Origin of the sequence: Clostridium lundense DSM 17049 (assembly GCF_000619945.1) — a bacterium.
GTDB classification, from domain to species: domain Bacteria; phylum Bacillota; class Clostridia; order Clostridiales; family Clostridiaceae; genus Clostridium_AO; species Clostridium_AO lundense.
Window position 1 is genome coordinate 97,392 of record NZ_JHVC01000013.1, and the last position, 13,705, is coordinate 111,096.

Genomic DNA, 13,705 nt, shown 5'->3' on the forward strand with positions numbered 1-13,705 from the left:
ATACTTATAAAATTCATTAATATGCCTTTCTAAAATAAAAGATAAAACTAGCTCATAAATAACTAAGAGCTAGTTTTATCTTTTATTTAAATATTTCCTTTTTCAATCTTAATCCTGTAGGAGTAATAGCTATTCCTCCTAACGCTGTTTCTCTAAGCTCTGGCGGTAACTGTCTTCCAACTTTGTACATTGCCCAAACCACTTCATCAAATGGTATTTTGCTTTTAACACCACACATTACCATATCTGCAGTAGTAAGCGCACTTACTGTTCCTGCTATATTTCTTTTAGCACAAGGTACTTCTACAAGTCCAGCTACTGGATCACAAACAAGACCTAATATATTTTTTATAACTATAGCTGCTGCATCTAATGATTGCTCTACAGTACCTCCCATCATCTCAACCACTGCTGCTGATGCCATAGCTGCTGCTGAACCACACTCAGCTTGACATCCACCTTCTGCTCCTGCCATAGTAGCGTTTCTAGCTATAATTACTCCAACACCTGCTGCTGTAAATAAAGCTTTAACTAATTCATCCTCTGACTTATCTAATTTTTCTCCTGCTGATAGAATTGCTGCTGGTAAAATTCCACAGGAACCTGCTGTTGGGCAAGCAACTATTTTTCCCATAGCAGCATTGACTTCTGAAGATGATATCGCCCTTGCCATAGCCTTTACCATAAATTGTCCTGTTAAGGTTTTTCCGCTTTCTGCAAATTCTTTAAGCTTTACAGCATCTCCACCTATTAGTCCACTTACAGACTTTACACTATTTTCTTGTGCATAAGTCGAAGAACTTATCATAACATTTAAATTTTGTCTCATCTTTTCTATAACTTTTTCTCTGTCAAGTCCGCTTTTTTCTACTTCTTCTCTTAATGTGTATTCCCATATAGTTAAATTTTCTTTTTCGCATACTTCAATTAATTCTTTACCACTTGAAACAAACATACTATATATCTCCTTCCACAATTGGATTTATAAATTTTACATTTTCAATTTCTGGTATTACTTTTATTTTATCAATTATTTCACGAGATATTATACTATCAGTTTCCAATGCCATAGTTGCCTGTCTGCCTCTACTATTTCTATAAACCCTCATATTAGCTATATTCATCTTTTCCTCATACAAAATAGAAGTTATCTTTGCTATAACCCCCGGCATATCTTTATGTTGAGTAAGTAATGTTGGATATTCTCCTGTAAATTCAACTGTTTGTCCCTCTATATCAAAAATAACTATATTGCCTCCACCTATAGATGAACCAGAAACTTGTGATACATGTCCGTCTTCTTTTGTAATTATAAACTTTACTGTATTAGGATGTACATCTCCTAAATCCATCTCCGTAAATACTAAATCTATACCGCTTTGGGCTGCTATTTCAAAGGAGTTTTTTAAGTTCTCATCCCAAGGATCCATTTTAAGAATACCAGCTACTAATGCTTTATCTGTTCCATGACCTTTATAAGTCTTAGCAAAAGAACCATGAAGTAAAAATTCTACTTTTCTTATTTTTCCTCCTGCAATTATGCTAGCAACCTTTGCCAAACGTGCAGCTCCAGCTGTGTGAGAACTTGATGGCCCTATCATTATAGGACCTACTATGTCAAACACACCAAATTCCTTCATACTTTCTCCTCCTCTTATACTAAATTAAAGCATATTATTATGCACACTATCCTTCATTTGAATACGATTATAAATTTCATATATCATTATTATATATCAAATTTAAACTTTGTCATCATATTTTTAACAACCAAATGTAATTCTTTACAAAATTACCCATATTGCGTACAATTGTCTCTCTCTTAAATACTCCATATTACAAAAAAGTAAAAATTTTATATTTAAGTTTAATTATAGTTGAAAATTAAAATTCTGTGTGATATACTTCATTTAAATAGAAATTTGTATGAAATTATTCATACAAATTATTTATAACTTTCAACTGATTAATCGATTAATCTAAACTCATATTTTAAGTAATTAAAATTATTCTGGGAGGAATATTTATGGGTAGTAAAAAATTTAAGTTGGGATTGATCCCAAAAATTGTAATCGGTATCCTAATCGGTTTATTAATTGGCAAAACATGTCCAACTGGATTTATAAGAATTTTCGTAACATTCAGTTCTATTTTTGGCAATTTTTTAGGTTTCGTTATTCCACTTCTTATATTAGGCTTTGTAACAGCAGGTATTGCAGAACTTGGTACTGGTGCTGGTAAACTTTTAGGTATAACTGTAGGTATAGCATATGGTTTTACATTAATTTCTGGATTTTTTGCATATGGTGTTGGAAAAACATTACTACCATCCATAATTACTGCTGATACTGCTAAAAACATAGCTTCCGCTGCTAAAGATTTGGAGCCTTTCTTTAAGGTTGACATGCCTCCTGTTATGGGCGTTATGACAGCTCTTATATTAGCCTTTTTATTAGGTTTAGGAATTGCTGCTATTGATAGTGAACCTCTTAGAAAGATAGCTGAAGACTTCCAAGCAATTATAACTAAAGTAATTGAAAATATTATCATCCCTTTACTTCCTATTCACATAGTTGGTATATTTGGAAACATGACATATACTGGACAAGTTTCTACTGTATTTTCAGTATTCTGGAAAGTATTTATAATAATTATTTGTTGTCATTTACTTATACTATTATTCCAGTTTGCAATTGGCTGCTCTATAGGCAAAAGAAACTTATTTAAATCTCTAAAGTTACAAATACCAGGATATTTAACTGCTTTAGGAACTCAATCCTCAGCTGCAACTATTCCTGTTAATTTAAAATGTGCAGAAAATATGGGCACTTCAAAAGGTATAAGAGAGTTTGTTATTCCTCTTTGCGCAACTACCCATATGTCAGGTAGTACCATTACTTTAACTACTTGTGCTATGGCAGTTATGATGCTAAATAGCATGCCAATAACTTTAGGTAACTTTACTGGTTTTATAGCTATGTTAGGGCTTTCAATAGTTGCTGCACCTGGTGTTCCAGGTGGTGCAGTTATGGCTTCACTAGGAGTATTAGAGTCAATTTTAGGTTTTGGTAAACCTATGCTTGCTTTAATGATTGCACTATATATAGCTCAAGATAGCTTTGGAACAGCTTGTAACGTTTCAGGAGACCAAGCTGTAGCAATGATTGTAGACACAATACAAGAAAAATCATCTAATGTAAATGAAAACTCTACTGTGAAAGCTTAAATAAAAAAAAGCATGCGTTTAATTAAAATAAATGCATGCTTTTTTACTTATTATAATTTTCTAAAAACAATCTACCACTCTAAGCATTAAATACAACAACCAAAAGCATTTTAAACCTTTCACTAGCCAATAATGCATGAGGAATTCCTGCTGGCATAGCAATTGTTTCTCCCTTTTTTACATTGAACTTATTTTCTGCTATTGTTATTTCCGCTTCCCCATCTAATATATAAACTAAGGCATCTCCTCCTGAAGAATGAGAACTTATCTCTTCACCTTTGTCAAAAGAAAATAAAGTTAAACTTAAATTTCTTCCTTGAGCTAAAGTCCTACTTATTACCTTTCCTTCTTGATAATCTACTAATCCTTCCATACTTAAAGGTACTGCAAAATCAATATTTTTTATAAAATGTTTATCCATAAATTTTTCCTCCCTACTCTAAAATTATAACTTTTTAACCTATTGATATTTTTATTAATTTTAATATACTGTATTTTACTTGAAAATTCTGTAACTTAAGTTACCATTTTAATAAAATTTTAAATATAAAAGCATGTGTCTTATATTTAAACACATGCTGATGCCTCAATATCAAAACTCATGTTGGTTTTCTTTTGATTCCTTTATACTATCATTAATTGCTCCATCTTCAATAGTTTGAACTATTGAATTTTTAGAAAATTGTCCTTGAGACTTTACACCTTTTTTGATAAAATCTTTTCTATTTTCACTACGTACCTCATCTCTACTTTTCATAATACATCCTCCCTAACAAATACTTCTTTAATATACTAAAATTCATATTTATTTTTCCCTGAGGAATATAATTTATTCTTGATTATTTTGTAATGATTTTTGTAAAAATTTTAATTAAAAAAGGAAGTATAGTTATTACCGACAAAAGTCTCATTAAATGTAATAGTGCTACTTTAGATATATCAGCTCCATAAGCCTCAGATATTAATGTCATATCTGTTATTCCTCCAGGCGCACTGCTAAATAGAGCAGTAACTAAATCTAATCCTGTAAGCTTATAAATAGCAAACCCTAAAAGTATACTTAATAATGTAAGACCTATTACTAAAATAACAGCTGGGAAAATAATATCTTTTAATGCATAAATACTTTCTTTAGTAAAGTTCAATCCTATCATACCACCTACCACAATTTGAGCTCCTAGTTTAAAATTTGAAGGCATTGCTCCTTTGCCTCCATATATATTATAAATAGCTACAGCTATCATTGAACCTACTAGTGCCCCTGCAGGTATTTTAAGTTTGATTCCTAAAACTCCACCAATACTTGCTATGATTAACGTATATATAATTTTTTCCACAAATATTTCCCCCTTTTTAAAATTATGTTATAGTAAATTTTCTATCCTCTAACATCATTTTACCATATTACGGAAAATATGATAATTCTTTATTTGTCTAGAGTTATATAAAATATTTCTAAAATAACAAACGCTGTAACATTTTCATCATTTCTATCATATTTTTTAGTATTAATAGTTTTATTATAGGGGGTTATTTATGGCGATTCAATTAGGCTCTCTTCATTACATTTATCTACTTTTAATACTTATAATATTTATATTTATGATCCTAAAAAAAGATATAACAGTTCTTTGTATACTGGGCATCTTCATTTTAGGGTTTACTGCTACAGGCTCTATACCTACTGCTATTGCAGGAATATTTAATAGCTTTATATTAGCCATAAATGAGTTGCTTGGTACTATTCTAATTATATCTGTAATTACTGCTATGGGCGTTATTTTAAATAAAACGGGTATAAATGAAGCTATTGTTAAGCCATTTACAAAATTAATGAAAACACCTGCTTTAGCCTATTGGATAATTGGTATATTTATGATGATAATATCACTTTTCTTTTGGCCATCCCCTGCTGTTGCACTAATTGGAGCCATGTTAGTACCTGCTGCTGTTAAAGCAGGGTTACCTGCCATAGGTGCTGCTGTGGCAATGAATTTATTTGGTCATGGTATTGCTTTATCTGGAGACTTTATTATACAAGGAGCCCCAAAACTTACTGCCGATGGTGCAGGAATTGCTGTAGGAGAAGTAGTTTCTGCTTCTATACCTTTGGTAGCTGTCATGGGCATAGTTACTACATTAATTGCTTTTATTATGATAAAAAAAGATATGAAAGCAGGAAAACTTTCTTTAGAAAATAAAGACTTAAAATTAGAAGATGAAAACATCCATGAGTTTAAAGATTTGCTTTCTGATAAGGTAAAAAAGATTTTTGCCTTAGTAATAACTATAATGTTTATTTTAGATATATACCTTATGTCTAAACTTAATCTTCAAGGTGGAGATGCTACTGCACTGATAGGTGGTACTGCTTTAGTAATACTTGTTTTCATAACAATATATATAAAAAAGAAAGAAGCCTCTTCTTTAATAATTTCATATATAGTTGAGGGCTTTATATTTGGTTTTAAAGTGTTTGGTCCTGTTATTCCTATTGCAGCGTTTTTCTATCTAGGTGATTCTGGTTTTATCAAAGTATTTGGTGAAGTACTTCCTAAAGGTTCTACAGGTCTTGTAAATGATTTAGGATTAGCACTTGCAAATGCGGTACCTATAAATGCTCCTATAAGCGCTACTACACTTACTGCTGTAGGTATTATCACTGGTTTAGATGGATCTGGATTTTCAGGTATATCTCTCGCTGGTTCTGTAGCAAAAATATTTGGTATAGCATTACAAAGAGGTACAGCTACTTTAACAGCTTTAGGTCAGTTGGCTGCTATCTGGATTGGAGGTGGAACTTTAATTCCTTGGGCTTTAATACCTGTAGCAGCAATATGCAAGGTAGATCCTTTTGAATTAGCTAGAAGAAATTTAAAACCTGTAGCTATTGGTCTTATTGTTACTACCATATTTGCTATGTTCCTAATATGATTTTTTACAGTGCTCATAGAGAAGCATATAGTACAGATAAGTAAGCTTTTTCTTACTTGCCACTATAAAAAACTAATAAAAAAATTTAAAGGGTAAACTGTACCTTTTAAGATGGACGCAGAAAAGAGGCTACATTACCTTACTGGGGACAGTTTACCTAAGTAAATGATGAAATTTATTTGTTTTTTTATTATTAGATATTATTTACTTTTCAAAATTGAAATCTTTAAATTTATCCTTTAATAAATCACCTAAAGTTACCCCTTCATCATTATCATTGTATTTCGAAATTTCCTCTGATAAAGAATCATTAACTCCTTTTATACTTAAAGACATTCTTTTAGCATCTTCATTGATTTCTAGTACTTTAACTCTTACCTTATCCCCAACATTTAATACATCTGATGGCTTTAATATTCTATCTTCGCTAATTTCTGTAATATGAACAAGACCTTCTATTCCATCTTCTAGTTCTACAAATGCTCCAAAATCCAACAATTTTACTATTTTACCTTCTACTACTTCTCCAGTCTTATACTTTGCAACTGCTAATTTCCAAGGATCTTCTGCCACATCTTTTAATCCTAGTGATATTCTATTTTTGTCCTTATCAAAATCTAATACATATACTGAAACCTTATCTCCTATACTTACCACTTCTGATGGATTATTAACTCTTTTCCATGATAAATCATTTAAATGTATTAATCCCTCTAATCCTCCTAAATCCACAAAAGCACCAAATTTAACAAGCCTTGTTACTGTTCCAATTCTCTTCTCTCCCTTTTGAAGAGTCTTCCAAATCTTTTCTTTATTTCTTTCTACCTCTTCTTTTTCTACTTCCTTAGCTGATAATACAACTCTTTCTTTATTTTTATCAAATTCTATTATCTTTACATTAACTTCTTTATTCAAAAATGTATTTAAATCCTTTACATATGAATAAGATATATGTGAAGCAGGTATGAACGCTCTTATTCCATTTATATAAGCTACAGCCCCACCTTTAACAATTTCATTAATTTTTACTATAAATTTAGTTCCTGCATTAAAATCTTCCTGTAACTTATCCCAGAATTTTATTTCATCTGCCATCTTTTTTGAAAGAGCTACATTCCCTTCCCCATCATTAACCTTAAGTATATAAACATATATTTCATCTCCTGGATTTATTTCTTCATTATCACTTAATTCACTTTTATTTATAACACCATCAGTCATATAACCTATGTTTACTAATACTTCATCTTGTGATATTGAAATTACTGTTCCTTTTACTATATCACCCTCATAAATTCTTTTCATTGATTTCTCTATTTCTCCCATGATTTCTTTCATTGAAATTTCTTCATTATTCTTTTCCATAATCTATCTCTCCCTATCTTTATGATTTTTCCTATATATATTTAGCTATTTATATTATATCAAACTTTAACCATAGTAGACAATTATATACATAATATTAACAAAATAAAAGGCTAGTCTATCACAACTACACCTTATATATTATTAGATACTGCTAAATTATCAAATTTTCCGTAGTTTTCTTCAATTACTTCTATAAATGCCTGTGCTATCTTGGGATCAAATTGAGTACTACTGCATCTTTTCAACTCTATAATACCTTCCGCACAGCTTTTTCTTTTATTATAAGGTCTATTAGATGTCATTGCATCAAAACTATCCACTACAGTAAGTACTCTTGAAAGATAAGGTATTTCTTCACCTTTCAATCCTTCAGGATATCCTTTTCCATCATATCTTTCATGATGATATAAAATAATCGGAATTATGCTTTTTAAAGATTCCACAGATTCAATCATTTCAGCACCGTTTTTAGGATGCATTTTCAATATATTCCATTCATCAACACTTAAAGGCATTCTTTTATTTAAAATTTCCTTAGATATATTTATTTTACCTATATCATGCATATAAGCCCCATACATTAATATTTTTTTATCTACTTCAGATAAATTTAATTTATTACCCAAAAGTTTTGAATATATAACCACTCTTTCTACATGAGCATAAGTATATCTATCCTTAGCATTTATTACACTAATTAACGTTTTTATTGATGTTATTAAATCAATATGTTCTTCTTCTATATCTCTTTTCAATTCTTCTAAAACAGAATAATAACATTCTACCCTGTTCTTATTAAAAAATTTTGCCCTATATAGAGCATCATCTGCACTACTAACTAACTCATTTTCATTTTTAGCTTTATCCGGAAATGTTGATACTCCTATAGATACAGTTATCTTTTTATTAGGTTGACTCTCTTCTCCCTTAAACTTATACATTTCTATTCTTTTTCTTATATTTTCAGCTAAATTCAAGGCATATTCTTCATCTTTATTTGGCAGTATAATTGTAAGTTCTTCACCACCATATCTGCAGGCAATTTCATCATCTGATAAGCTTTCTTTTAATATTCTACCTATTATCTTTAAAACTTCATCTCCCATTTGATGTCCATTTAAATCATTATAACTTTTAAAGTAATCAATATCCATTATTATAAGAGATAAAGGCTTATTTTCATTTTCACATTTTTCTTTATTCATTTTTAAGTTATCATAAAAAAATCTATGATTATATAACTCTGTTAATCCATCTACATTAACCAAATATGCTAAATCTTTTATATATTCATTTTCTATCTTTCTATAGTATCCTAAAGGCCAAGCAGTTAATAAAAAAAGTCCCACTAATATCAAATCATTCTCAAAATATTTATTTATAATTAAACTACGTGCATAAACTAAATCTATGCACAATAAAATAGCTGAACATATACAGGCTAAGGTTATACCATATTTCATACCAAATTGTATTGTAGAATTAATAATTATAAATAAGAAAATAAATTTATAATTACTTTTATTTGCCCCTGTTGCTATTATTATTCCAAAAGTAACTGCCACAAAAATATAATTTTCTATGTACTGTATCCATTTAATTTTTTCTGTATTATATTCTCTTAAGCAAAACATTATCCATATCCAATATATTAATAAAAAAATAAAAGCTAAACATAATATATATAGTAAATTAACACTATTGGGATTATTATTAATTGGACAACTTGTATTAGTAAATATTATAATTCCACAAAGTAAAATTATAATCAATTTATTTATAGCTATTATCTCACTAATTTTCTTCTTTCTATGTTCTTCAAAGCTATTCATCTTATCACATCCGATTAAGTAATTCTTGGCTTCATATATAGTTCGTTTAAAATAATACAATACTTTAGCTGAAACTTAGAAAAATTTATCCTGAAGCATAACGGCCGTTGTCTTCCACATATGGAAATAATATACCGATGATAGCTATTGGATAAAATTATTAATATAAGGTCGGATAAACCGACCTTATATTATTCTTCTCTTAATGCTTTTGGTTCTTCAGGTTGATAATAACACCATACACATGCAGAAGCTGAAGTTGCTAATGCAAAAAAAGTAAATAATCCAGCAAATAATGCCATAGCTTTATTCAATAATGTCTTTTTCATTATTGCCACCTCCCTTAAAGGATATTATATTATCTAACTTGTCTAATATTATAAAACCAACATGTGTTAGAGTAATAACTTGCCATAAAACCCCTAAAATTATATTGCAACCATAAGTTAAATATTTAGCTTGACCATATACATAGTAGAAATAATTCATAACTACTACTAAAAAAAGTAATATACTATTACATAGCAAAGATTTTTTTTTAAATTTTATTCTTTTTTCCGCATTTTTTATCCTTTTAGCTGGACTATCTACTGGAGCTAGCTTATATATAATAATATAAGCTATTATTATTAAAATTCCCTCTATAGCAAATATCTGCCTTGCGCTAAAAGATAATAGCATATTTTTTCCTAAAAGAGCAAGTAATACTGAAATCACTGCTCCTATAACAGCACATCTATTTGGAGAAGAGGCATGTACACCTCCTGAATACTTTCTCAACAAACTTACTGTCGCTGATACAATAAAAGCTTCTGGCAGAATATTAAAAAAGCATCCTAATAAAATCACTAAAAAAATTGACCATATAATTTGAATTAAGTTAAATGCTCCATATGCAATTATTTCCTCATTATCTTTATTTAAATTTAATTCATTTGAAACTTTCTTAGCCAAAGTATTACAAATTTTATTAATTAAGTACACTATCTATTTCCTTTCTTTTTTTATTATTTTTAGCATAAATAATAAAAATGAATATCCCAAATATGGTTAGGGATGGAATCCCATATAATGTTTTCATAATAGGATCTATGAATGCTTTTTCAGCATTAATTCCAAATAAATATTGCAATATTCCTATATTTATTCCTTCACATATAAGAAGGAGTATAGTTGATATTAAAACTGATGATATAGACTTCATAATATCAATTTCATTAACAAATGTGCATAAAAGTAAATATATCAATAAACCAATTATTATATGAACACCAAAATGAACTGGTAACATCCTTACAAAATAGTTAATAGGTGCCATAATAAATGAAGAAAAAACTATCTTACATTTATCAAATTTTTTATCAGATATGACATAAGCCATAATTATTAATAATACCCATTCGGGAATTGCTCTTAATAATAATTCAATAACAGTTATCTTTAACATTTCTATCACCTTTTGTATAAAACTAAAATTCTGTCTCATACATTATACTACTATTTTTATACAATTTAAACCAATAATTAATAAAACAAGCTAATATTTATAGTAATTATATTAAATTTACCTTCTTTTAGTCAGTATATCATACAAATTCATAATAATTTTTAAAAAAAATGCAGAAGATATCTTCTGCTTAGTTACATATTAATTGTTTTTTCTAATACTATCAAATAAATTTATTTTTTTTCTAAATAGCCCTAGCTTATAATTATTATTTGATACTAAATTATTATTATAAATTAGTTTATCTCCTTCAAATATATATATATTGCCTATAATATCTCCCTTTTGTATATCCTTATCTATTTTTTTAGGTGCTTCAACAACCACTTCATAGTTATTTTCCTGCTTTATAGGTAAAGTTATATCATTAATGCAAGCCAGCTTTATGCTATCTTTTCCTAAAGGTGCTTCTCCTACTATTTCTCCTTTAGAATAAAACTTTTTATATACATAATTTTTCTTTACATACTCATTTATTTTTATGGTTTCCTTCCATCTTTCTGGAGAATTTAGCACAACTATAATTATATCATTACCATACATATTTACAGATGTTACAAGGCACTTCCCTGCTCCTCCTGTATATCCAGTTTTAACACCATTAGCCTCAGGTATTTGCCATAATATTTTATTAATATTATGATAACTTCTTGTAAATCCTAATGTCTTGCCATCTACATCCTTAGAACTAACTATTTTATGAAACAATGGATGCTTTCTGCTTTCAGCTGTAAGTACTGCTAAATCGTATGCAGTAGAATAATGATCTGGATTATCTAATCCATGAGGTGTATGAAAATGGGAGTCAATAAGTCCTAGTCCCGCAGCATATTCATTCATCAATTTGACAAATTCCTCTACAGTACCACTTATTCCTTCTGCAATGGCTATAGATGCATCGTTTCCAGATCTTAACATAAGCCCATATAACAATTCCTTTATGGTTACCTTTTCTCCTTTTCTATACCCTACAGTAGATCCACGTATAGATGCTGCTCTAGATGAAATTTCCACTTCTTTATCTAATGTGTCATATTTTAATGCAACTAAAGCTGTTATTATTTTAGTAGTACTAGCCATTGGCATAATAACCTCAGAATTTTTCTCTGCTAATACAATTCTAGAATTAGCATCTAAAGCTATGTAAGCCCTAGCATTTACTACTAGTTTTTTAGGAATATTATTAGGATTAAAATTTTCCGCAATGCTTCTGCTTACATTTTCATTACTAGCATTCACACAGTTAAAGTCACCTGGTATATTACACATAACTAAGGTAAGTGTAATAATAAAACAAATTACTTTAGACCATCTTTTCAAGTCCATCACCTCTTTCTACTTAATTATTTTTTCACTTTAACATACTTATTACTCATAAAATTATTTCCATATAATTTTGCATATTATTATCCTCAATGGATATAATACTTTAATATCATATGGAGGATAAATTATGAGTATATGGATAATTATTTTATTGTTTTTACTTCTTATTTCTATAATTCCCTTTCCTATAAAAATTTATTTTATGTATGATCTAGACAAACTTGTTGTTAAAATATTATGGAAAACTTTTAAATTTAATCCTAAAGATTTAACAAAAAAGCAACGGATTATTATTGATAAAGGGGAAGAATTTACAAAGAAAAGTTTAAAAAACAGAAAATTTACTTTTAAACAATTAAAATATATGTGGATAAATTTAAAAAATAGTATATTAAAACCCAGCATAAAAATAAATATACAATTAACCTATGGCGTAGATGATGCTGCCGTTACTGGTATACTTTATGGATTAATAAACCATTTATATTCTTATATCCAATATTCTATTTATTCTTGCTTTAAAGTAAAAGAAATGAACCTGAATCTTCAGCCTGAATTCAATAAAAAAATAATTTATATAGAAATGACCAGTATAATTTATATAAATTTAGTTAAAACTATATATATGTTTATAATTATGTTTAAAAGTATACATAAGGCAAAAAAGGATTCTAAAAACTGTGTATCAAAAGTTACTAGTGTATCCTAAAGGAGGTATAATATATGGAAAATCATCCAATTGAAAATTTAATGAAAAGTACCATGGAAAACATTACAAATATGATAGACGTTAACACAATAGTAGGGGATCCAGTTGAAACGAAAGATGGTTCTTTAATAATTCCAATTTCTAAGGTTTCATTTGGTTTTGCTTCTGGCGGAAGTGAATTTAATACTTGCCTAAACAGTGATAATCCTAAGTATCCATTTGGAGGAGGTTCTGGTGCTGGCGTATCTGTTAAACCAGTAGCCTTTTTAGTAATTAAATGTGATTCTGTAAGACTCCTTCCACTTGAACAAAATGGATCTTATGATAGAGTAATTGATTCAATTCCACAAATTATTGATACTATAAAAGGCCTTATGAAAAAAGAAAAAGAAGATGAAAAAACTAGCACTCCTTGCAAAGATGAATCATCCTCTATAGATTAATGAAATATATTTTACATAGACAGATTTCTAAGCCTTAGAGAGAATTTTTACTCACTCTAGATCTTATTAGCAGACTTCTAAGGAGTTTTACTCCTTAGAAGTCGTTATTCTTTAGGGGAAATTATTATCCAGAGATGTAGCTGCTCTTTACTCTCACTTTAAAAAAGATGAGAGTATTAGAGTAGAGCAGGTAATCATCAGATAAAAATAGTGCAGTAAGAGAGAGTGTGAAAGTTTTTCTGTAAATAGCTTTCTATGATAATTATTTTATAGGCATGGAGGTCATGGTAAAACTCCATGCCTTAATTACAATATAATTAACAATGAATTGCATGTCAAGAACACCCTAGAGAAGGGCGT

15 protein-coding genes are annotated in these 13,705 nt (G+C 29.1%); 4 read left to right on the forward strand and 11 right to left on the reverse strand.

Annotated features, from left to right (window positions below; all coding sequences use genetic code 11):
- Window positions 1-82: 82 nt before the first annotated feature.
- Together sdaAA and sdaAB are read right to left on the reverse strand one after the other, a co-directional pair.
- Window positions 83-955 (reverse strand): L-serine ammonia-lyase, iron-sulfur-dependent, subunit alpha, encoded by an 873-nt coding sequence (gene sdaAA, locus T514_RS0115275; RefSeq protein ID WP_027625569.1) that lies wholly within the window; start codon window positions 953-955, stop codon window positions 83-85.
- Window position 956: 1 nt separating this feature from the next.
- Window positions 957-1,640 carry an L-serine ammonia-lyase, iron-sulfur-dependent subunit beta gene (gene sdaAB, locus T514_RS0115280; protein WP_027625570.1) on the reverse strand — a complete coding sequence of 228 codons (684 nt, stop codon included), beginning with the start codon at window positions 1,638-1,640 and terminating at the stop codon, window positions 957-959.
- A gap of 386 nt (window positions 1,641-2,026) precedes the next feature.
- Between sdaAB and T514_RS0115285 the strand changes: the two genes are divergently transcribed.
- A complete protein-coding gene (locus T514_RS0115285; protein ID WP_027625571.1) occupies window positions 2,027-3,226 on the forward strand; it encodes a dicarboxylate/amino acid:cation symporter in 1,200 nt (399 codons plus the stop codon).
- A gap of 79 nt (window positions 3,227-3,305) precedes the next feature.
- Here the strand turns inward: T514_RS0115285 and T514_RS0115290 are convergent, their stop codons facing one another.
- From T514_RS0115290 to T514_RS0115300, 3 genes are all read right to left on the reverse strand, one after another.
- Entirely contained in the window at window positions 3,306-3,647 is a 342-nt protein-coding gene (locus T514_RS0115290; protein ID WP_027625572.1) for a cupin domain-containing protein, read from the reverse strand.
- Between the two features lie 171 nt (window positions 3,648-3,818).
- A complete protein-coding gene (locus T514_RS26690; protein ID WP_156939955.1) occupies window positions 3,819-3,983 on the reverse strand; it encodes a hypothetical protein in 165 nt (54 codons plus the stop codon).
- An 82-nt stretch (window positions 3,984-4,065) separates the two neighbouring features.
- Window positions 4,066-4,563, reverse strand: a complete 498-nt coding sequence (locus T514_RS0115300; protein ID WP_051542066.1) for an AbrB family transcriptional regulator — start codon at window positions 4,561-4,563, stop codon at window positions 4,066-4,068.
- Window positions 4,564-4,762: 199 nt separating this feature from the next.
- Between T514_RS0115300 and T514_RS0115305 the strand changes: the two genes are divergently transcribed.
- A complete protein-coding gene (locus T514_RS0115305) occupies window positions 4,763-6,160 on the forward strand; it encodes a membrane protein (protein WP_027625574.1) in 1,398 nt (465 codons plus the stop codon).
- A 204-nt stretch (window positions 6,161-6,364) separates the two neighbouring features.
- Here T514_RS0115305 and rpsA read toward each other — a convergent pair whose 3' ends face one another.
- The 6 genes from rpsA to T514_RS0115335 form a co-directional block, all read right to left on the reverse strand.
- Window positions 6,365-7,525: a 30S ribosomal protein S1 gene (rpsA, locus tag T514_RS0115310; RefSeq protein ID WP_027625575.1), complete on the reverse strand. Its 1,161-nt coding sequence runs from the start codon at window positions 7,523-7,525 to the stop codon at window positions 6,365-6,367.
- 134 nt (window positions 7,526-7,659) lie between these two features.
- Entirely contained in the window at window positions 7,660-9,360 is a 1,701-nt protein-coding gene (locus T514_RS0115315; protein WP_027625576.1) for a bifunctional diguanylate cyclase/phosphohydrolase, read from the reverse strand.
- A 191-nt stretch (window positions 9,361-9,551) separates the two neighbouring features.
- Window positions 9,552-9,689 (reverse strand): cyclic lactone autoinducer peptide, encoded by a 138-nt coding sequence (locus tag T514_RS26195; protein WP_084284614.1) that lies wholly within the window; start codon window positions 9,687-9,689, stop codon window positions 9,552-9,554.
- A complete protein-coding gene (locus tag T514_RS0115325) occupies window positions 9,667-10,314 on the reverse strand; it encodes an accessory gene regulator ArgB-like protein (protein WP_169735825.1) in 648 nt (215 codons plus the stop codon). The genes T514_RS26195 and T514_RS0115325 overlap by 23 nt, the downstream gene beginning before the upstream one ends.
- A 16-nt stretch (window positions 10,315-10,330) precedes the next feature.
- A complete protein-coding gene (locus T514_RS0115330; RefSeq protein ID WP_156939957.1) occupies window positions 10,331-10,846 on the reverse strand; it encodes a hypothetical protein in 516 nt (171 codons plus the stop codon).
- 162 nt (window positions 10,847-11,008) lie between these two features.
- Window positions 11,009-12,193, reverse strand: coding sequence for a D-alanyl-D-alanine carboxypeptidase family protein (locus T514_RS0115335; RefSeq protein ID WP_027625579.1), 1,185 nt, complete (start codon window positions 12,191-12,193; stop codon window positions 11,009-11,011).
- Window positions 12,194-12,320: 127 nt separating this feature from the next.
- Here T514_RS0115335 and T514_RS25810 point away from each other — a divergent pair, with 127 nt between their 5' ends.
- Together T514_RS25810 and ytfJ are read left to right on the forward strand one after the other, a co-directional pair.
- On the forward strand, window positions 12,321-12,902 hold the full coding sequence (locus T514_RS25810; protein WP_051542067.1) for a DUF2953 domain-containing protein: 582 nt from the start codon (window positions 12,321-12,323) through the stop codon (window positions 12,900-12,902).
- 14 nt (window positions 12,903-12,916) lie between these two features.
- Window positions 12,917-13,345, forward strand: a complete 429-nt coding sequence (gene ytfJ, locus T514_RS0115345) for a GerW family sporulation protein (protein WP_027625580.1) — start codon at window positions 12,917-12,919, stop codon at window positions 13,343-13,345.
- The last annotated feature ends 360 nt before the right edge of the window (window positions 13,346-13,705 follow it).